The 19632-nt window shown below is 69.2% G+C and carries 20 protein-coding genes; 13 read left to right on the top strand and 7 right to left on the bottom strand.

All coding sequences use genetic code 11. From position 1 onward, the window contains the following. Nucleotides 1-8: 8 nt before the first annotated feature. The 5 genes from BLW09_RS13060 to sdhC all read right to left on the bottom strand — a co-directional run bounded on the left by BLW09_RS13060 (nt 9) and on the right by sdhC (nt 4802). Nucleotides 9-1262 carry a YihY/virulence factor BrkB family protein gene (locus tag BLW09_RS13060; protein ID WP_089913417.1) on the bottom strand — a complete coding sequence of 418 codons (1254 nt, stop codon included), beginning with the start codon at nt 1260-1262 and terminating at the stop codon, nt 9-11. Between the two features lie 93 nt (nt 1263-1355). After that, nucleotides 1356-2117 (bottom strand): succinate dehydrogenase iron-sulfur subunit, encoded by a 762-nt coding sequence (locus tag BLW09_RS13055; protein WP_089913414.1) that lies wholly within the window; start codon nt 2115-2117, stop codon nt 1356-1358. Continuing rightward, on the bottom strand, nt 2117-3919 hold the full coding sequence (gene sdhA, locus BLW09_RS13050) for a succinate dehydrogenase flavoprotein subunit (RefSeq protein WP_089913411.1): 1803 nt from the start codon (nt 3917-3919) through the stop codon (nt 2117-2119). Before sdhA ends, BLW09_RS13055 begins: the two co-directional genes overlap by 1 nt. Before the next feature lie 21 nt (nt 3920-3940). Continuing rightward, the gene (locus BLW09_RS13045; RefSeq protein WP_089913409.1) at nt 3941-4384 is read right to left on the bottom strand and encodes a succinate dehydrogenase hydrophobic membrane anchor subunit; all 444 of its coding nucleotides are present in this window, start codon (nt 4382-4384) and stop codon (nt 3941-3943) included. 1 nt (nt 4385) lies between these two features. Then, nucleotides 4386-4802, bottom strand: coding sequence for a succinate dehydrogenase, cytochrome b556 subunit (gene sdhC / locus BLW09_RS13040; RefSeq protein ID WP_089913406.1), 417 nt, complete (start codon nt 4800-4802; stop codon nt 4386-4388). 161 nt (nt 4803-4963) lie between these two features. Here sdhC and BLW09_RS13035 point away from each other — a divergent pair, with 161 nt between their 5' ends. Further along, complete coding sequence (locus tag BLW09_RS13035) at nt 4964-5188, top strand: hypothetical protein (RefSeq protein ID WP_089913403.1); 225 nt, start codon at nt 4964-4966, stop codon at nt 5186-5188. 24 nt (nt 5189-5212) lie between these two features. Here BLW09_RS13035 and BLW09_RS13030 read toward each other — a convergent pair whose 3' ends face one another. Further along, nucleotides 5213-6352 (bottom strand): mannose-1-phosphate guanylyltransferase, encoded by a 1140-nt coding sequence (locus BLW09_RS13030; protein ID WP_089913400.1) that lies wholly within the window; start codon nt 6350-6352, stop codon nt 5213-5215. 74 nt (nt 6353-6426) lie between these two features. On the opposite strand from BLW09_RS13030, the gene BLW09_RS13025 reads away from it, so the two are divergent. From BLW09_RS13025 to BLW09_RS12975, 11 genes are all read left to right on the top strand, one after another. Then, on the top strand, nt 6427-7560 hold the full coding sequence (locus BLW09_RS13025; RefSeq protein ID WP_089913397.1) for a glycosyltransferase family 4 protein: 1134 nt from the start codon (nt 6427-6429) through the stop codon (nt 7558-7560). A 115-nt stretch (nt 7561-7675) separates the two neighbouring features. After that, nucleotides 7676-8809 (top strand): magnesium and cobalt transport protein CorA, encoded by a 1134-nt coding sequence (locus BLW09_RS13020; protein ID WP_089913395.1) that lies wholly within the window; start codon nt 7676-7678, stop codon nt 8807-8809. Between the two features lie 177 nt (nt 8810-8986). After that, nucleotides 8987-10069 (top strand): BMP family lipoprotein, encoded by a 1083-nt coding sequence (locus BLW09_RS13015; protein WP_089913392.1) that lies wholly within the window; start codon nt 8987-8989, stop codon nt 10067-10069. A gap of 214 nt (nt 10070-10283) precedes the next feature. Beyond that, nucleotides 10284-11804: an ABC transporter ATP-binding protein gene (locus BLW09_RS13010; RefSeq protein ID WP_089913388.1), complete on the top strand. Its 1521-nt coding sequence runs from the start codon at nt 10284-10286 to the stop codon at nt 11802-11804. Then, nucleotides 11801-13099 carry an ABC transporter permease gene (locus tag BLW09_RS13005; protein WP_089913385.1) on the top strand — a complete coding sequence of 433 codons (1299 nt, stop codon included), beginning with the start codon at nt 11801-11803 and terminating at the stop codon, nt 13097-13099. The genes BLW09_RS13010 and BLW09_RS13005 overlap by 4 nt, the downstream gene beginning before the upstream one ends. Further along, complete coding sequence (locus tag BLW09_RS13000; protein ID WP_089913383.1) at nt 13096-14388, top strand: ABC transporter permease; 1293 nt, start codon at nt 13096-13098, stop codon at nt 14386-14388. Before BLW09_RS13005 ends, BLW09_RS13000 begins: the two co-directional genes overlap by 4 nt. Continuing rightward, nucleotides 14385-14822 (top strand): cytidine deaminase, encoded by a 438-nt coding sequence (locus BLW09_RS12995; protein ID WP_089913380.1) that lies wholly within the window; start codon nt 14385-14387, stop codon nt 14820-14822. Before BLW09_RS13000 ends, BLW09_RS12995 begins: the two co-directional genes overlap by 4 nt. 15 nt (nt 14823-14837) lie before the next feature. Next, a complete protein-coding gene (locus tag BLW09_RS12990; protein ID WP_089916874.1) occupies nt 14838-16145 on the top strand; it encodes a thymidine phosphorylase in 1308 nt (435 codons plus the stop codon). A 10-nt stretch (nt 16146-16155) separates the two neighbouring features. Continuing rightward, a complete protein-coding gene (locus BLW09_RS12985) occupies nt 16156-17274 on the top strand; it encodes an adenosine deaminase (protein WP_089913378.1) in 1119 nt (372 codons plus the stop codon). Nucleotides 17275-17298: 24 nt separating this feature from the next. Continuing rightward, the gene (locus BLW09_RS12980; protein WP_089913375.1) at nt 17299-17757 is read left to right on the top strand and encodes a PTS sugar transporter subunit IIA; all 459 of its coding nucleotides are present in this window, start codon (nt 17299-17301) and stop codon (nt 17755-17757) included. Then, on the top strand, nt 17754-18026 hold the full coding sequence (locus BLW09_RS12975; protein WP_089913372.1) for a PTS sugar transporter subunit IIB: 273 nt from the start codon (nt 17754-17756) through the stop codon (nt 18024-18026). The genes BLW09_RS12980 and BLW09_RS12975 overlap by 4 nt, the downstream gene beginning before the upstream one ends. A gap of 1 nt (nt 18027) precedes the next feature. Here the strand turns inward: BLW09_RS12975 and BLW09_RS12970 are convergent, their stop codons facing one another. Continuing rightward, nucleotides 18028-18330, bottom strand: a complete 303-nt coding sequence (locus BLW09_RS12970; protein WP_089913369.1) for an ArsR/SmtB family transcription factor — start codon at nt 18328-18330, stop codon at nt 18028-18030. 50 nt (nt 18331-18380) lie between these two features. Between BLW09_RS12970 and BLW09_RS12965 the strand changes: the two genes are divergently transcribed. After that, nucleotides 18381-19568 (top strand): MFS transporter, encoded by a 1188-nt coding sequence (locus BLW09_RS12965; RefSeq protein ID WP_089913367.1) that lies wholly within the window; start codon nt 18381-18383, stop codon nt 19566-19568. Nucleotides 19569-19632: the final 64 nt, after the last annotated feature.

Below are 19632 nucleotides of genomic sequence, written 5' to 3'. Positions count from 1 at the left end.
CTTCCAGCCTACCGGGGGCGGCCGACACCCAGCGGGCCCGCCGGTTCTCCGTCGAGCAGGTCATTCAGCCCCTGCTCGGCCCGCGCGACCCGGCGCTGTGCGGCGAGGCGGGAGAACCATCGCGCCGCCGCCAGCTCGTCCTGCGCCCGGGCCAGCTCCGACCGCGCGACGAGCACGCGCGCCTCGTGCTCGGCGGCGGCGCGCTCCGCGGCCTCCTCCTCGGGGGTGACGGCGCGCGGCGAGAGGCCGCTGTCGAACATCCCGATCGCGATCCACGACGCCGAGAGCAGGATGACGCGCGAGATGAGGTTGAACCAGAGCAGGAGGCCGATGAACACGGCGAAGGTCGCCAGCAGCGGGTTCTTGTAGGTTCCGCCGAGGAGCAGCCCGCCGAGCGCGCTCAGTCCGGCGAGCACCAGGGCGCCGAGCAGCGCACCGAAGAACAGGTTCCGCCACGGGATGGCGACGCGCGACATGATCCGGAACATCGCCCCCAGCGTCACGATGTTGAGGGCGACGGAGACCACGAGACCTGAGAAGCGGGCGGCCGCGTTCGTCCAGAACGAGTCGGACGAGAGCCCGGCCAGGTCCAGGATGAGCGTCAGCGCCTGCGTGCTCAGGATGCTGAGCAGTGCGGAGAACACGAACAGCACGCCGAAGACCAGTGCGAGCCCGAGGTCGCGCACCTTCTGCAGTACGTAGCTGGTGGTGTCGCGGCTGAGACGGAACACCGCGCGCACCGCCTGCCGCGTGTAGTACAGCCAGCCGATGGCCGTCCAGATCAGGCCGACGGCGGCGATGATGCCCGTCCAGCCGAAGGAGCTCGCGTTCCTGAGCTCGTCCTGCGGGATCGCGCCGACCGTCGTCGGGGTCTGGATGAGTCCGGGGACCGCTCGGTTGATCAGGGCGACGAGCGCGTCGAAGACGGCCTCGTTGCCCGCGAGCCAGAAGCTCGCGACCGAGAATCCCACCCAGACCGCGGCGAACACGGCGAACAGCGACTGGTACCCCATCCCGGCGGCGCGCAGATTGCCGTCCGAGTACGAGTAGTTGATGTAGACGCGGTAGGGCCGCAGATCCTTGACCCACTTCGCCCAGCCCGTGACGCGGGCGACCGGGCGCTGGAACCGCCGCACCAGGGGGTCGGCGCGCTCCACCAGGCGCTCCTTCAGCGACTCCTCCGCCTCCGGCTCCAGACTCCCCGCGGCGCGCTGGAGACCCGGGTCCGGCGGGGAGGGCTCGCCTCGGGACTTCTTGGCCACGCCGTCAGGATACCGAGGCCCTGGCCGGCCCGGAGATGCACGACGGCCCGCTCCGGTGCGGAGCGGGCCGTCGTCGACGTCGTCGGGGGTGGATCAGGGCTTCCCGCGCATGATCGCCTGCTTCACCTCGGCGATCGCCTGCGTGACCTGGATGCCGCGCGGGCAGGCGTCGGTGCAGTTGAAGGTCGTGCGGCAGCGCCACACGCCCTCCTTGTCGTTGAGGATGTCGAGGCGCACCTGAGCGTTGTCGTCGCGCGAGTCGAAGATGAAGCGGTGCGCGTTCACGATCGCCGCAGGGCCGAAGTACTGGCCGTCGGTCCAGAACACCGGGCAGGACGACGTGCACGCGGCGCAGAGGATGCACTTGGTGGTGTCGTCGAAGCGGGCGCGGTCGGCGACCGACTGGATGCGCTCCTTGCCCTTCTCCGGCTTCGAGTTGGCGACGAGGAACGGCTGCACCTCGCGGTACGACTCGAAGAAGGGCTCCATGTCGACGATGAGGTCCTTCTCGAGCGGCAGGCCCTTGATCGCCTCGACGTAGATCGGCTTCGAGATGTCGAGGTCCTTGATCAGCGTCTTGCAGGCGAGGCGGTTGCGGCCGTTGATGCGCATGGCGTCCGACCCGCAGATGCCGTGCGCGCAGGAGCGGCGGAAGGTCAGCGAGCCGTCCTGCTCCCACTTGATCTTGTGCAGGGCGTCCAGGATGCGGTCGGTCGGGTACAGCTCGACGTCGAAGTCCTGCCAGCGCGGTTCCGTGTCCACATCCGGGTCGAAGCGGCGGATGATGAGGGTGACGGTGAACGACTGGACCGGGGCCTCGGGGGCCGGGGGAGTCTCGAGCACGGCGTTCGACATCAGTACTTCCTCTCCATCGGCTGGTAGCGGGTCACGACGACGGGCTTCCAGTCGAGCGTGATGTGGTCTGCCGCGTCCGACGAGTGCGGGTCGCCGGTGAGGTAGGCCATGGTGTGCTTCATGTAGTTCTCGTCGTCGCGCTTCGGGAAGTCGTCGCGCATGTGGCCGCCGCGCGACTCCTTGCGGTTGCGCGCGGAGTAGACGACGACCTCGGCGAGATCGAGCAGGAAGCCGAGCTCGACGGCCTCCAGCAGGTCGGTGTTGTAGCGCTTGCCCTTGTCCTGCACCTGCACCTTGCGGTAACGGTCGCGCAGCTCATGGATGGTCTGGGTGACCTGGGCGAGCGACTCGTCGGTGCGGAACACCTGGGCGTTCCGGTCCATCTCGTCCTGCAGCTCCTTGCGGATGGCGGCGATGCGCTCGGTGCCGGTGGAGGTGCGGAGCTCGTCGATCATGCCGCGGACGGCACCGGCCGGATCCTCGGGCAGCGGCACGAAGTCGGCGGTCTTGACGTACTCCACCGCGTTGTTGCCCGCGCGCTTGCCGAAGACGTTGATGTCGAGCAGCGAGTTGGTGCCGAGCCGGTTCGAGCCGTGCACCGAGACGCAGGCGCACTCGCCCGCGGCGTAGAGGCCGGGAACGACGGTGGTGTTGTCGCGCAGCACTTCGGCGGCGGTGTTGGTCGGGATGCCGCCCATGGCGTAGTGCGCGGTCGGCATCACCGGGACGGGCTCGACCACCGGGTCGACGCCGAGGTAGGTGCGGGCGAACTCGGTGATGTCCGGGAGCTTGGTCTCCAGCACTTCGGCGCCGAGGTGCGTGCAGTCGAGCAGCACGTAGTCCTTGTGCGGGCCGGCGCCTCGCCCTTCCGCGACCTCCTGCACCATGCAGCGGGCGACAATGTCGCGCGGCGCGAGGTCTTTGATGGTCGGCGCGTAGCGCTCCATGAACCGCTCGCCCGAGGCGTTGCGGAGGATGGCGCCCTCGCCGCGGGCGCCCTCGGTGAGGAGGATGCCGAGCCCGGCGAGACCGGTCGGGTGGAACTGGAAGAACTCCATGTCCTCGAGCGGGAGGCCCTTGCGCCAGATGATGCCGACGCCGTCGCCGGTCAGCGTGTGCGCGTTGGAGGTGGTCTTGAAGATCTTGCCGAAGCCGCCGGTGGCGAAGATGATCGCCTTCGAGTGGAAGACGTGCAGCTCGCCGGTCGACAGCTCGTAGGCGACGACGCCGGCCGGCTGGGGGACGCCGTCGACGTCCGTCATGATCACGTCGAGCACGTAGAACTCGTTGAAGAAGTTGATGCCGAGCTTGACGCAGTTCTGGAACAGCGTCTGCAGGATCATGTGGCCGGTGCGGTCGGCCGCGTAACAGGCGCGGCGCACCGGCGCCTTGCCGTGGTCGCGGGTGTGGCCGCCGAACCGGCGCTGGTCGATCTTGCCCTCGGGGGTCCGGTTGAACGGGAGGCCCATGTTCTCGAGGTCGATGACCGCGTCGATGGCCTCCTTGGCGAGGATCTCCGCGGCGTCCTGGTCGACGAGGTAGTCGCCGCCCTTGACGGTGTCGAAGGTGTGCCACTCCCAGCTGTCCTCCTCGACGTTCGCGAGCGCGGCGGCCATGCCGCCCTGCGCCGCGCCCGTGTGGGAGCGCGTCGGGTAGAGCTTCGAGATCACGGCGGTGCGGGCGTGCGGGCCCGCCTCGATCGCCGCGCGCATCCCGGCGCCGCCGGCGCCGACGATGACGATGTCGAACTCGTGGTAGTGGACGCCGTCGATGACGGTGGATTCAGTAGCTTCTGTTGTCACAAGTCTTCCGTTGTCGAAGGATCAGCGTGCCGGGCAGAAGGACGGCAGGTCGGCGGCGGCGGCACCGGCCGGGCACGGGTCGAACGTGAAGATCACGAGCGTGCCGAGCACGATCAGCACGACGACCGCGGCGAGGACGGCCCACTTCAGGACGCGGTTCACGACCCGGTTGTAGGCGTAGTCGTTGATGAGCGTGCGCATCCCGTTGCCGCCGTGGATCAGGGCGAGCCACAGCATCAGGAGGTCCCAGACCTGCCAGAACGGCGTGGCGTACTTGCCGGCGACGAAGGCGAAGTCGATCTGCTTGACGCCGTCGCCGAGGACGAGGTTGATCAGCAGGTGGCCGAAGATGAGGATCACGAGCACCAGGCCGGATGCCCGCATGTAGATCCAGCCCCACTTCTCCCAGTTCTTGCCGCGGGAGGACCGGGCTGCGGGGGTGCGCGGCGCCTCGATGGTCGTCACGTCAGTTCACCTCCGAGAAGATGTGCACGAGCTGGACGGGCACGAAGCCGGCCATCAGGATCACCCAGAGCGCGATGACGATCCAGAACATGGCCCTCTGGTACTTGACGCCCTTGCTCCAGAGGTCGATCAGGATGATGCGGATGCCGTTGAAGGCGTGGAACACGATGGCCGCGACGAGGGCGATCTCGCCGAGTCCCATGATCGGGTTCTTGTAGGTGCCGATCACCGCGTTGTAGGCCTCGGGGCTCACGCGGATAAGCGACGTGTCCAGGATGTGGACGAGAAGGAAGAAGAAGATGGCGACGCCGGTGATGCGGTGGAGGACCCACGACCACATCCCCTCACGGCCACGGTACAGAGTTCCGCCGGGCCGGGTCTTGGCCGGCTGCAGGGTCCCTGTCGCTTGGTCTGACACGGACAACCCTCCCTGGTTGCTGATCGCTGATGCGGCGCGGTGAGCGCAGCGCCAGTCTATGCCGGGAGGGGTCCAGCCGCCTCTTAGGGTGACCTCAGTTATCTCGACGTCGAGATAACCCGCCCTGTACGGCGGGATCGGCCCGGCGTACCGTCCAGCGCATGACACAGGACGAACCGATCATGCACGGAAGCACCGATGCGAGCGACGACGCCAAGGTCGCCGGCATCGTCGAGCAGGTCCGCGCGGACATGCAGCTGCGCAGCCAGGAGGACAGCGAGAAGATGCTGAAGCAGCGTCTCGACGAGACCGGCATCCAGCTCCCGCCCGAGGAGGTCTCGCGGCTGGTGCAGCAGATCCAGAACGGTCCGTCGGTCGTCGACTGACCGGCCCGCCGGCAGGCCGCCGGGCTAGAGCACGTCCGTCGAGCCGGTGATCTTCAGCGCGTCCACGACGGCCTTCACCCGCTGCGCGTTCTCGCTGGTGGTCACCAGCAGCGCATCCGGCGTGTCCACGACGACGATGTCCTTGACGCCGATCAGGCTGATCACGCGATTGCTCTGGCTCACCACGATGCCGCTGGACGAGTCGGACAGCACCCGGGCGTTCTCGCCGAGGATGGCGAGGTCCGACTTGCGGCCTCCCGAGTTGAGCTTCGCGAGCGACGCGAAGTCGCCGACGTCATCCCAGTCGAAGTAGCCGGGGATGACCGCCAGCCGTCCGGCCGCGGCCGCCGGCTCCGCGACGGTGTAGTCGATGGCGATCTTCTCGAGCGCCGGCCAGATCCGGTCGACCGCTGGCCCTCTCTTCGCAGGGTCGTCCCACGCCTCCGCGAGCTCCAGCAGTCCGGAGAGCAGCTTCGGCTTGTTGCGGCCGATCTCCTCGAGCAGCTTGTCGGCCCGGGAGATGAACATGCTCGCGTTCCACAGGTAGGACCCGTTCGCGAGGTAGCCCTCCGCCGTCGCCAGGTCCGGCTTCTCCTTGAAGGAGTCGACGGCCAGCGCGCTCGGCGCTCCCGCGATCTCCAGGCGCTCGCCGTAGTGGATGTAGCCGAAGCCGACCGCCGGCTCCGTCGGCTGGATGCCGATCGTCGTGATGTACCCGGCGCGCGCGGCGGCCGCCGCCTCCCGCACCGCCGACTGGAAGAGCGGGAGGTTGTTGATGACGTGGTCCGCGGCGAACGATCCGATGATCACGCCGGGCTCGCGGTGCTCCAGGATGGCGGCGGCGAGACCGATCGCCGCGGTGGAGTCGCGCGGCTCCGACTCGAGCACCACGTTCGGGTCCGTGAGCGACGGCAGCTGCGACTCGACGGCGGCGCGGTGGGCGCGGCCGGTGACGACCATGATGCGCTGCTCGCCGGAGAGCGGGACCAGCCGGTCCCAGGTGTCGCGCAGCAGCGTCTGGCCCGATCCGGTCAGGTCGTGCAGGAACTTGGGGGCGTCTGCGCGCGACAGCGGCCACAGCCGCGAACCGATGCCGCCGGCCGGGATGACGCTGTAGAAGCGCTCGATGGGCGGGCCCTGCGTGATCCTGCGCTTCTGAGTCATGCCGAAAGGATAGCGAGCGTCCCCGGACACCGGCTGTTCACGGCGACGACACCGGCGCCGCCTAGCGTGCGGGTATGCGGGTCGCAGTGGTCAGCGAGAGCTTCCTCCCCACGGTCAACGGGGTCACGACGAGCGTGCTGCGGGTTCTCGACCATCTGGCGGCGGAAGGACACGAGGCGATCGTCATCTGCCCGGACGCGGGGGCGCCGGCGGAGTACGCCGGTTTCCGCATCCATCAGGTGCCGTCCGTCGCCTACCGGCAGTTCCCGGTGGGGCTGCCGAGCCCGCAGGTGCAGCGCATCCTCGCGGGGTTCGGTCCCGACGTCCTGCACGCGGCCTCCCCGTTCTTCCTGGGCGCGCAGGCGATCGCCGCGGCCAACCGGATGGGCGTCCCCTCCGTCGCGATCTACCAGACGGACGTGGCCGGGTTCGCCCGGAGGAACGGCCTCGGCGTCACCTCGGCCATCGCCTGGAAGTACGTCCGCTGGGTGCACGAGGGCGCCGACCTCACTCTGGCTCCGTCGGCGGCGAGCGAGTACGACCTGCGCACGGCGGGCGTCTCGCGCATCGCCCGCTGGGGCCGCGGCGTCGACCTCGTGCGCTACCACCCCAATAAGAGGAGGACGTCCGCGGCGGTCGCGCTGCGGGAGCGTCTGTCGCCGGACGGCGAGACCGTCGTCGGCTACGTCGGGCGCATCGCGCCGGAGAAGCAGGTGGAGCGCCTGCGCGCCCTGCGCGGGATCGGGGGAGTGTCGCTCGCGATCGTCGGCGACGGCCCCTCGCGCGACGCCGTCGCCCGCGAGCTCTGCGGCATCCCGGTCACCTGGCTCGGCCGCCTCGGCGGCGAGGACCTCGCCGCCGCCTACGCCGCCTTCGACGTGTTCGCCCACACGGGTTCGGAGGAGACGTTCGGCCAGACCGTGCAGGAGGCCCACGCCTCCGGTCTCCCGGTCGTCGCTCCCCGGGCCGGCGGGCCGATCGACCTGGTCGAGCACGGGGTGGACGGCCTGCTGTTCCGCCCGTCGGACGACCGGGCGCTGCGCGCCGCCGTCGCCATGCTCGTCCGCGACGGCGCCCTCCGGAGGCGCATGGGGGAGGCGGGCCGACGGGCCGTGCTCGGGCGCAGCTGGGGCGTGGTGTGCGGCGAGCTGACGCGGCACTACGAGCGCGTCATCCTGGGCGCTGTGGCCGCGACGGCGGTTCGGTGATCTGACTGCCGCCGCATCCAGCCGCCGGAGGGTTTGCGAGCGTACAGTGAGGTGGCCCCTCGGGCCGTCCAGCTCTCGAGTCGACACGACGTCGTCCGGACCACGGAGGTGACTTATGGCCAACCAGAATCGTCGCGGCATCCCGATGCCCTTCGTGACGCGCACCCGCCGGGTCGAGCCTCCCTCTCCGGCCGTCGCGACGTCGCCGGTCGAAGCGTCCACCGGCCGGCGGAGCATGGTCGACAGTGCGATCTACGCCGACGGCGTCCGCGTCGCCTCCCCGACCTCCCTCGCCGAGACCTATGCGGCGCTCGACCGCACCCCGGGCGGTGTCGCCTGGATCGGCCTCTACCGGCCGAGCGAGCAGGAGCTGCTGTCGCTGTCGGAGGAGTTCAACCTCCACCCGCTGGCGATCGAGGACGCCATCGTCGCCCACCAGCGTCCAAAGCTCGAGCGGTACGACACGGTGCTCTTCGTCGTCCTCAAGGCGGCGAACTACCTGGACGTCCCTGAGGAGGTCGACTTCGGCGAGCTCCACCTCTTCGTCGGGCGCAACTTCGTCATCACGGTCCGCCACAGCGAGTCGCCGGACCTCTCGCACGTCCGCCAGAGGATGGAGAGCGAGCCGGAGCTGCTCGCGCTCGGACCGCAGGCGATCCTGTACGCCATCATCGACGCGGTGGTGGACGCGTACAGCCCGGTCGTCGCCGGTCTCGCCAACGACATCGACGAGATCGAGACCCAGGTGTTCGGCGGGGACGCCCTGGTCTCCCGCCGCATCTACGAGCTGTCGCGCGAGGTGATCGACTTCCAGCGGGCGACGCATCCGCTCTCGGCCGTGATGCTCGCGCTGGAACGCGGCTCGGTGAAGTACGGGGTGACCCAGGAGCTCGAACGCCGCCTGCGCGACGTCGCCGACCACCTCACCCAGGTGAATGAGCGCGTCGACGGGTTCCGCTATCTGCTTCGCGACATCCTGACGGTGAACTCGACGCTCGTCTCCGAACGGCAGAACGAGGAGATGACCCGGCTGGCGCACTCGAGCAACCGGCAGGGCGAAGAGGTCAAGAAGATCTCGTCGTGGGCGGCCATCCTGTTCGCGCCGTCGCTCATCGCCGGCATCTACGGCATGAACTTCACGCACATGCCGGAACTGGCGTGGCCGCTCGGGTACCCGCTCGCCCTCCTGGCGATGCTCGGGCTGAGCGGTCTGCTGTACTCCATCTTCAAGAGGCGCGGCTGGCTCTGATCCCCCTCCCCGAACGGGGGACGGGCTGCTCGAATGAGCACGTGCCAACCGCGTGAGCGTTTGTAACGCTTGCATGAAGAACCCGGATTTTCGAACGGAGTGGTTCGTCACATTCGGTAACGTGAACCGCAGAAGCCTGCGATTACCCGCGCGGCTACGCATCTTGGAGGAACAACCTTGACAATCACAGCCCGTAAGGCCGGCCTCGTCGGCCTGGCGGCGATCGGCGTCGTCTCGCTGCTCGCCGCGTGCTCGGCTGCCCCATCGGACAGCTCGTCCGGTGGCGCCGCGAAGAGCGACTTCCTGCCCTGCATGGTCTCCGACTCCGGTGGATTCGACGACCACTCGTTCAACCAGCTCGGCTACGAGGGCCTGCAGCAGGCCGCCAAGTCGCTGGACGTGAAGTACAAGCAGGCCGAGTCGAAGAGCGAGAACGACTTCGCTCCGAACATCCAGAGCATGGTCGACGCCAACTGCAACCTCGTCGTGACGGTCGGCTTCCTTCTCAAGGACGCGACGGAGAAGGCCGCGAAGGCGAACCCCGACGTCGACTTCGCGATCATCGACGACAACGAGATCCAGGCGAAGAACGTCAAGCCGATCATCTTCGACACCGCCCAGGCCGCGTTCCTGGCCGGCTACGCCGCCGCCAGCTACTCGAAGACCGGCATCGTCGGCACCTTCGGCGGCATGCAGATCCCGACGGTCACCATCTTCATGGACGGCTTCGCCGACGGCGTGAAGTACTTCAACGACCAGAAGGGCAAGTCGGTCAAGGTCGTCGGCTGGGATGTCGACAGCCAGAACGGTCTCTTCACCGGTGGCTTCGACGCCAACGAGACCGCGAAGAACACCGCGCAGGGCATCATCGACCAGAACGCCGATGTGATCATGCCGGTCGGCGGTCCGATCTACCAGTCGGCCGCTCAGGCGATCAAGGACTCCGGCAAGTCGATCGCGATGATCGGCGTCGACGCCGACGTCTACGAGTCCGACCCGACCGTGAAGGACCTGCTCCTCACCTCGGTCATGAAGGGCATGAAGCCGGCGACCAACGATGTCGTCACCCAGGCCGCCAAGGGCAAGTTCGACGCGACCCCGTACGTGGGAACGCTGAAGAACGACGGCGTCGGCATCGCCCCGTTCCACGACTTCGAGTCGAAGGTGGACTCGGGTCTGCAGGGTGAGCTCGACAAGATCAAGGCCGGCATCATCGACGGCTCGATCAAGGTCACCTCGCCCTCGTCGCCCAAGCAGTAACAGCGACGAGAAACGCTCGACGGGGAGGTCAGCCACGGCTGGCCTCCCCGTTCCGTTCCATCCCTTGCCTTTCCTGCTCATCTGAGCACACACTGACATCTGCGCAGGAAGGTAGGGTGAGGATGCGCGACGAGGCCACCAGCCGTTCCGCGTGCCCCCTCCTCACACAGGCTCTTCGCTCCGCCCGGGCGAGTAGAGAAGGAAACCCACCCGAATGAAGCTCGAACTCCGCGGGATCACCAAACGGTTCGGTCCCCTGGTCGCGAACAACCACATCGATCTCACGGTCGAACCCGGCGAGATCCACTGCCTGCTCGGCGAGAACGGCGCAGGCAAGTCCACCCTCATGAACGTGCTCTACGGGTTCTATCAGCCCGACGAGGGCGAGATCCTGCTGGACGACGTGGTCCAGCACTTCGCCGGTCCCGGCGACGCCATGAAGGCCGGCATCGGCATGGTGCACCAGCACTTCATGCTCATCCCCGTCTTCACGGTCGCCGAGAACGTCATGCTCGGCCACGAGCAGACGAAGTTCGGCGGTCGCCTCGACCTCAACGCCGCGCGGGCCAAGGTCCGCGAGATCTCCGCCCGGTTCGGCTTCGACGTCGACCCGGACGCGCTGGTCGAGGACCTCCCGGTCGGCGTCCAGCAGCGTGTCGAGATCATCAAGGCGCTGTCGCAGGACGCCAAGGTGCTCGTCTTCGACGAGCCGACGGCCGTGCTGACGCCCCAGGAGACCGACGAGCTCATGGCGATCATGCGCCAGCTCAAGGATCAGGGCACCGCGATCGTCTTCATCACCCACAAGCTGCGCGAGGTGCGCGAGGTCGCCGACCGCATCACCGTCATCCGGCTCGGCACGGTCATCGGCGAAGCGCTCCCGACCGCGACCAACGTCGAGCTCGCGTCGATGATGGTCGGCAGGGCGGTGTCGCTCACCGTGGAGAAGAAGCCGGCGACCCCCGGCGCTCCGGCGCTCGTCGTGAAGGGCCTGTCCGTGATCGATCCGCTCGGTCAGATCGTCGTGAACAACGTCAGCTTCGAAGTGGCCGCAGGCGAGATCCTCGCGATCGCCGGCGTTCAGGGCAACGGCCAGACCGAGCTGACGGAGGCGATCATCGGCCTCCAGCCGCGGGTGCAGGGCGAGATCGTGCTCGATGGGAAGCCGATCCAGGGCCAGAGCGTCCGCACGGTGCTCGACGAAGGCGTCGGCTTCGTGCCGGAGGACCGCAACGAGGACGGCCTGGTGGGGGAGTTCACCATCCAGGAGAACCTCATGCTCGACCGTTCGACGGGTGAGCCGTTCGTCAAGGGCGGCAACATCCAGTTCTCGTACCTCAAGCAGTTCGCCGAGGACAAGGTGCACGAGTTCGACGTGCGCACCCAGTCCATCGACGAGAAGGTGGGACGGCTCTCCGGCGGCAACGCGCAGAAGGTCGTCCTCGCGCGCGAGCTCAGCCGCGACCTGCGCCTGTTCGTGGCGGCGCAGCCGACGCGCGGCCTCGACGTCGGCTCGATCGAGTTCGTGCACAAGCGCATCGTCGCGACCCGGGATGCCGGCGTCCCGGTGATCGTCGTGTCGACCGAGCTCGACGAGGTCGCCGCCCTCGCCGACCGCATCGCCGTGATGTACCGCGGAGGAATAGTAGGAATCGTGCCGGGCAACACGTCTCGCGACGTGCTCGGCCTCATGATGGCCGGCGAATCGCCGGAGCAGGCAGGAGCAGCAGCATGACGGGGACCCCCACGCCCGGCCAGCCCGTGGCGCCGGCCCAGCCCGGGGAGCCCGGCACGCCGGCTCCCGCGGCGCAGGGCGATGAGCCGTCGCGCTGGAACCAGGCGGTCCGCGAGATCATGGGCGGCCCGGTGGTCATCTCGATCCTCGCGGTCGTGCTCGCCCTGATCGTGGGCGCCATCCTCATCGCGGTGACCGACCCCGAGGTGCAGCGCGCCGCCGGCTACTTCTTCGCACGGCCCGGTGACACGTTCTCCGCCATCTGGACGTCGGTCTCCGACGCGTACGTCTCGATGTTCCAGGGGGCGATCTACAACTTCCGGCGGCCGTCCTTCAGTGCGGGGATCCGCCCGCTGACCGAGACGCTCACCTTCGCGACCCCGCTGATCGTCAGCGGTCTCGGCGTCGCCCTGGCGTTCCGCGTCGGCCTGTTCAACATCGGTGGTCAGGGGCAGATCCTCATCGCCGCCGCCGCATCGGCGTGGGTCGGATTCTCGTTCGACCTCCCGCCCGTCGTGCACCTGGTGCTCGCCGTCGCCGCCGGCATCGCCGGCGGCGCGATCTGGGCCGGCATCGTCGGCCTGCTCAAGGCCAGGACGGGCGCCCACGAGGTGATCGTCACGATCATGCTCAACTACATCGCGTTCTATCTGATCTCCTACATGCTGCGCACGCAGGGGCTCCTGCAGGCGCCGGGGTCGAACAACCCGAAGGCGCCGGCGGTGCACCCCAACGCGGTCTTCCCGCCGCTGTTCGGCTCGCAGTACAACCTCACCTGGGCCTTCGTGCTGGTGATCGGCGCCACCGTGTTCGTCTGGTGGCTGATCAACCGGTCGAGCCTCGGCTTCCGCTTCCGCGCGGTGGGCGAGAACCCGAACGCGGCGCGGGTCGCCGGCATCAACGTCAAGAACGTCTACGTGTACGCGATGCTCATCGCCGGTGGTCTCATCGGCATCACGGGCGCCAGCCAGGCGCTCGGCGTGTTCCCCGCCGGCATCAGCTCCGGTGTGGATGCGGGCATCGGCTTCGACGCGATCACCGTCGCGCTGCTCGGCCGGTCGCGACCGTGGGGCGTCTTCGTCGCCGGTCTGCTGTTCGGAGCGCTCAAGGCCGGTGGCTACACCATCCAGGCGGCCAACGACATCCCGATCGACATCGTGCTGATCCTGCAGTCCCTCATCGTCCTGTTCGTCGCCGCGCCGCCGCTGGTGCGCGCGATCTTCCGCCTGCCCACCCCGGGGAGCACTCCCCGGAGACAGCGTCCCATCGTCACGAAGGAGGTGGCGGCCAAGTGAGCACCACCGCCCCCGCCGTGCCCGACTCCTCGCCGATCGTCCTCGAGAAGGCGCAGATCCGCTCCTGGAAGGCGCCGATCGCGTTCGGCATCTTCGTGCTGATCAGCATCATCCTGTTCTTCGGGTTCTCCCGCCACGGGGAGAGCACGTTCCGGTTCTCGGAGAAGTCGGACGCCGTCCGCCTGCCCACCCTGACGGTCGACAGCTTCGTGACCACGACGGTGGTGACCGTCCTCCTGCTGGCGCTGACCCTGTGGAGCGCGTACCTCTCCTACCGGGCGCGGAGGACGCCGATCTGGGTCGTCATCGTCTTCTCGCTGCTGTTCATGTTCGCGTTCCTGACCTGGGCCGACTCGGGCAGCCCGTACCCGGTGCCGGTGACCGGCCTCCTCCTCGGCACGATCAGCCTCGCCGTCCCTCTGGTCTTCGGCGCCCTCGGCGGCGTCGTGTCGGAGCGCGGCGGCGTGGTGAACGTCGCTATCGAGGGTCAGCTGCTCGCCGGTGCGTTCGTCTCGGCGATGACGGCGACGCTCACCGGGAGCTGGGCGGTCGGCCTCATCGCCGCGATGGTCGCCGGCGTCCTGGTGTCGTTCCTCCTCGGCGCGTTCGGGATCAAGTACCTCGTCGACCAGGTGATCGTCGGCGTCGTGCTCAACGTCCTCGTCATCGGCCTCACGAGCTTCCTGTACTCGAAGGTGCTCGCGGGCAACCCGCAGCTCCTCAACCACCCGCCGCGCCTGCCGAACTGGCCGATCCCGGTGCTCAGCGAGATCCCCATCATCGGCAAGGTGCTCTTCGACCAGTCGATCATCGAGTACCTCATGTATCTCGCCGTCTTCCTGGTCTGGTTCGGTCTGTTCAAGACGCGCTGGGGCCTGCGCCTGCGCTCGGTCGGCGAGCACCCGGAGGCCGCGGACACGGTCGGCATCAAGGTCAACAGCACGCGGTTCTGGAACGTCGCTCTCGCCGGAGCCATCGCCGGCCTCGGCGGCGCGTACTACACGCTCGGCTCGGTCGGAGCGTTCTCCAAGGAGATGACCGCGGGCCAGGGCTTCATCGCCCTCGCCGCCGTGATCTTCGGCCGCTGGGACCCGATCCGGGCCACCCTCGCGGCCCTGCTGTTCGGCTTCGCCACCAACCTGCAGAACGTGCTGAGCACTATCGGCTCGCCGGTGCCGAGCGAGTTCATGCTGATGCTGCCCTACGTCGTGACGATCCTCGCCGTCGCCGGGCTCGTCGGGCTCTCCCGGGCTCCGGCGGCGGACGGAAAGCCGTACATCAAGTCATGAGCGCCGTCGACCAGAACCCCGGGCCGATCGACTGGGACGCCCTGCGCTCCGCCGCGATCGAGGCCAAGTCGCACGCCTACGTGCCGTACTCGAAGTTCCCGGTCGGCGCGGCGGCGCTCGTCGACGATGGCCGGATCGTCAGCGGCTGCAACGTCGAGAACGCCAGCTACGGTGTGACGCTGTGCGCCGAGTGCGGGCTCGTCTCGTCGCTCGCCATGACCGGCGGCGGCCACCTCGTCGCGTTCACCTGCGTGAACGGCGACGGCGACATCCTGATGCCCTGCGGACGCTGCCGCCAGCTGCTCTACGAGCACTCGGCGGAGGGGATGCTGCTCGAGACGGTCTCGGGCATCCGCACCATCGATGAGGTGCTGCCCGACGCCTTCGGGCCGCGCCAGCTCGCCGCCTACGCGGCCGAGCACGACAACGACTGAATGAGGAACACCTTCGTGACCGACCGTGCAGCAGAGGTCGAGGCGTTCGACGCCGTCGACCTGATCAGGACGAAGCGCGACCGCGGCGAGCTCAGCACCGCGGAGATCGACTGGCTGGTCGACGCCTACACGCGCGGCTACGTCGGCGACGAGCAGATGTCCGCGATGACCATGGCGATCTTCCTCAACGGGATGACGCGGCGCGAGATCAAGGACCTCACCCTCGCGATGATCGCGTCGGGCGAGCGGATGGACTTCGCAGGGTTAGGCAAGCCGACCGCCGACAAGCACTCCACCGGAGGCGTCGGCGACAAGATCACCCTGCCGCTCATGCCGCTGGTCGCGACCTTCGGCGTCGCCGTCCCGCAGCTGTCCGGCCGCGGCCTCGGCCACACCGGCGGCACCCTGGACAAGCTGGAGAGCATCCCCGGCTGGCGGGCGAACCTCAGCAACGAGGAGATGTTCGCCCAGCTGCGCAACGAGGGCGGCGTGATCTGCGCCGCCGGGTCGGGCCTCGCTCCGGCCGACGGAAAGCTGTACGCGCTGCGCGACATCACCGGGACGGTCGAGGCCATCCCGCTGATCGCCTCCTCGATCATGTCGAAGAAGATCGCGGAGGGGACCGGCGCGCTGGTGCTCGACGTGAAGTTCGGCTCCGGCGCGTTCCTGAAGGACATCGAGCGCTCGCGCGAACTGGCCCGCACCATGGTGGAGCTCGGCCGGGATGCCGGCGTCGCGACCTCGGCGCTGCTGACCGACATGAACGTCCCCCTCGGGCTCGCGATCGGCAATGCGAACGAGGTGCGCGAGTCCGTCGAGGTGCTCGCGGGCGGCGGCCCCGCCGACATCGTCGAGCTGACCGTCGCGCTCGCCCGCGAGATGCTGACCCTCGCCGGTCGCCCGGACGAGGACGTCGAGGCGGCCCTGAAGGACGGCCGCGCCATGGACAAGTGGCGCGAGGTCATCCGTGCCCAGGGCGGCGATCCGGATGCGGCGCTCCCGGTCGCGAAGGAGACGCACACCGTCGTCGCCGACCAGGACGGCGTCCTCGTGGAGCAGCAGGCGCTGCCCTTCGGCATCGCCGCCTGGCGCCTGGGCGCCGGGCGCGCCCGCAAGCAGGACCCGGTGCAGCACGCGGCCGGGATCGACCTGCACGCGAAGCCCGGCGACGTGGTTCGGGCCGGGCAGCCGCTGTTCACGCTGTCGGCCGACGAGCCCGCCCGGTTCGAGCGCGCGCTGGAGGCGCTGGAGGGCGCCTACCGGATCGCGGCGCCCGGCACCGCGTACGAGCGCGGCCCGCTGATCGCCGACCGCATCGCCTAGGGTTGGACTCATGAGCGACGCCTGGAACGAGTACACGCTGGCCGACGGCACGGAGATCCGCCCGCTGCCGAAGGTCTCCCTCCACGACCACCTCGACGGCGGCCTCCGGCCCGCGACGGTGCTCGAGCTGGGGCAGGAGATCGGGCTCGAGCTGCCGGCGCAGGATGCGACCGAGCTGGGCCGCTGGTTCGCCGAGAAGTCGAACTCGGGCTCGCTCGTGGAGTACCTGAAGACCTTCGACCTGACCACGGCCGTGATGCAGACGCGCGAGGGCCTCGTGCGCGTGGCACGGGAGTCGGTCCAGGACCTCGGGGCGGACGGCGTCGTGTACGGCGAACTCCGCTGGGCCCCCGAGCAGCACCTCTCCGGCGGCCTCAGCCTCGACGAGACCGTCGAAGCCGTTCAGGAGGGCATCGAGCAGGGCATCGCCGACGTCCGCGGCGCCGGGGGACGCATCCGCATCGGTCAGCTCGTCACCGCCATGCGCCACAACGACCGCGGTCTCGAGATCGCCGAGCTCGCCGTCCGCCACCGCGACCGCGGCGTCGTCGGCTTCGACATCGCCGGCGCGGAGGCGGGCTTCCCCGCCTCCAACCACCGCGCCGCCTTCGACTACCTGGCGTCGGAGTTCTTCCCGGCCACCGTCCACGCGGGCGAGGCCGACGGCCTCGAGAGCATCCGCAGCGCGCTCCTCGACGGCCGCGCCCTGCGCCTCGGCCACGGCGTGCGCCTCGCTGAGGACATCACCGTGGAGCGTCAGGACGACGAGAACACCTACGTGACCCTCGGCACGCTCTCGCAGTGGGTGAAGGACCGCGAGATCGCCCTCGAGACGAGCCCGACGTCGAACCTGCAGACCGGCGCCATCGCCGCGTGGGGCGACGACATCCTCGACCACCCGTTCGACCTCCTCTACCAGCTGGGCTTCCGCGTCACCGTCAACACCGACAACCGGCTGATGAGCGGGACGACGCTGACCCGCGAGCTGAGCATCCTCGCCGACGCGTTCGCCTACGACCGCACCGACCTGGAGATCTTCCAGCTCAACGCTGCGGCGGCGTCCTTCCTGCCGCTGGAGGAGCGCGAAGAGCTCTCGGAGATCATCACAGCGGGTTTCGAGGGTTCGTAACCCCTCGGGCGTTACGCTGAAGATATGCCACTGCCACCGTTGCCTGATTCCGCCATCACCGTCGGCGCGCATGCTGCCGACTGGCGTGAGGCGGTCGAACTGGCAGGGGAGGCGCTGGCCCGTTCCGGCGCGACCGAGCAGGGCTATGCGCAGCGGATGATCCAGGTCATCGAGGAGTTCGGCGCGTACATCGTGATCGCGCCGGGGCTCGCACTGGCCCACGCCCGTCCCGGGCCCGACGTGAACGCGGACGGCCTCTCGGTCGTCACCCTCGACGAGCCCGTCGTGTTCGGGCACCCGCACAACGACCCGGTCTCGGTGGTGCTCGGGCTCGCCGTCTCCACGCCGGAGGCGCACGTGACGAGCGTGGCCGAGCTGGCGAACGTGTTCAACGACCCGGAGGCCATCCCGGCCCTGGCCGCCGCCACCGACGTGGCCGATGTGCAGCGCATCCTCACCCTCAGCGAGGAGGCATCGCGGTGAAGATCGTCGCGATCTGCGGTGTCGGCGTCGGCACCTCCGGCATCCTCAAGGTCAATGCCGAGCGCGTGCTCGACCGGCTAGGGATCGACGCCGACGTCACGGCGTCCGATGCCGCGCACATCGACGAGGCCGCCGCGGACGCCCAGGTCGTGCTGACCTCGCCCGAGCTGGTCGACCGCATCGGCCGGACCAACGCCGACGTCATCGTGGTGGAGAACTACTTCGACCTGGACGAGCTGGAGCGCAAGCTCGACGAAGCGCTCGGCTGACTCAGCCCTGCAGCAGGGCCTCGATCAGTCCGGGGAACCGCTCGTCCAGCTCGTCGCGGCGCAGCTGGATCGCGTGGGTGCGGCCCGAGACGATGGTGCGAGTGACGCCGGCCTCGCGCAGGGTCTTGAAGTGGTGCGCCATCGTCGACTTCTGGATGTCGAAGCCCCACTCGGTCATCGATTTGGGATGCGGCCGGCCGTCCGCGAGGACCCGGACGATCTGCAGCCGGATGGGGTCGGCCAGGGCGCGCAGCACCTCGACGAGCTGCACATCCGCCATGTCGGGGGTGGGGTAGTCGGTCATCTCACCACAACTGTTTGACAATCATCGAACAATAGCCGTACCTTGACGGTATGACGTTCATCGAACAATCGTACCGCAGATCCCTCCCGGCCCTGCTGGTGCTCGCCCTCGCCCTGTTCGTCGTCGGCACCAACGCGTTCGTGATCGCGGGACTCCTGCCGCGCGTGGGCGAGGGGATCGGCGCGACGGCCACCCAGGTCAGCTGGTCGATCACCACCTACTCTCTGGTCGTGGCGGTCGCCGCGCCCGCAGTGTCCGTCCTCCTGCCGCGCGTGCCCCGAGCCACCCTGATGGCAGCCGGACTCGCGGTCTTCGCCGTCGGAACGGCCGCCTCGGCCCTCGCCCCGAACCTCCCGCTGTTCATCGCCGGTCGCACGTTCTCCGGCCTGGGCGGCGCCGCACTCGTGCCCACGGCAACCGCCGCAGCCGCCTCCCTGGCCCGGCCGGGCAAGCGCGGCCAGGCCCTCGCCATCGTGGGCGCCGGGTTCACGCTCGCCACGGCAGTCGGCTCGCCGCTCGGCACCGCCCTCGGAGGCGTCGCGGGGTGGCGCTTCGCGCTCTGGTGCATCGTCGGCATCGCCGTGGTTCTCGTCGTGGCCATCCCCCTCGTCGTCCGCGGGGTGCCGGTGCCCCCGGCCGTCAGCCTGCGCCGACGGCTCGCCCCGCTGGCGGACCTCCGTATCGTTGCGCCGCTCGCGACAACACTGCTCATGGTCGCCGGCTTCAACATCGTCTACATCTTCTCGGCAGCGGTGACCCACGCGTCCACCGGCGGCTCGGGGTCGCTGCTGGCCATCCTGCTGCTCGCCTACGGCGTCGCCGGCGTGGCGGGCAACTCCGTCGCCGGTCCGCTCACCGATCGCTTCGGAAGCAGGATCGTCGCGGTCGTCGCCCTCGCGGGCCAGGCGCTCACGCTGGTGGTCCTGGCGTTCACCGAGGCGTCCTTCGTCGCGTCCGTCGTCGTGTTCGCGCTGTGGGGCGTCGCGGCGTTCGCGATCGCCATCCCGGTGCAGCACCGCCTCGTCCACGTCGATCCGGAGAGCTCGGCGCTCGCGCTGTCCTGGTACTCCACGGCGATGTACGTCGGGATCGCGATCGCGCCCCCGATCGGGACGCTCGCTCTGGCTGCGGGCGGCGCCGTCGCCGTTCCCCTCGCGGGCTCCGCGGTCACCGTCGGAGCGCTCGCCGTGTTCGTCGTCGGCTACCTCGCGCGGGCTCCGCGCCCGCTGACGGCCTGACGCGCCGCCACCCGCCGCGCCGGACGCACCGACGCTCCGGACGCACCGGACGCTCCGACGCGGA

This window comes from Leifsonia sp. 21MFCrub1.1 (genome assembly GCF_900107895.1).
In the GTDB taxonomy this organism is placed as follows: domain Bacteria; phylum Actinomycetota; class Actinomycetes; order Actinomycetales; family Microbacteriaceae; genus Leifsonia; species Leifsonia soli.
The sequence above is the reverse complement of the archived record's forward strand: the minus strand, read 5'-3'. Positions and strand labels throughout refer to the sequence as shown.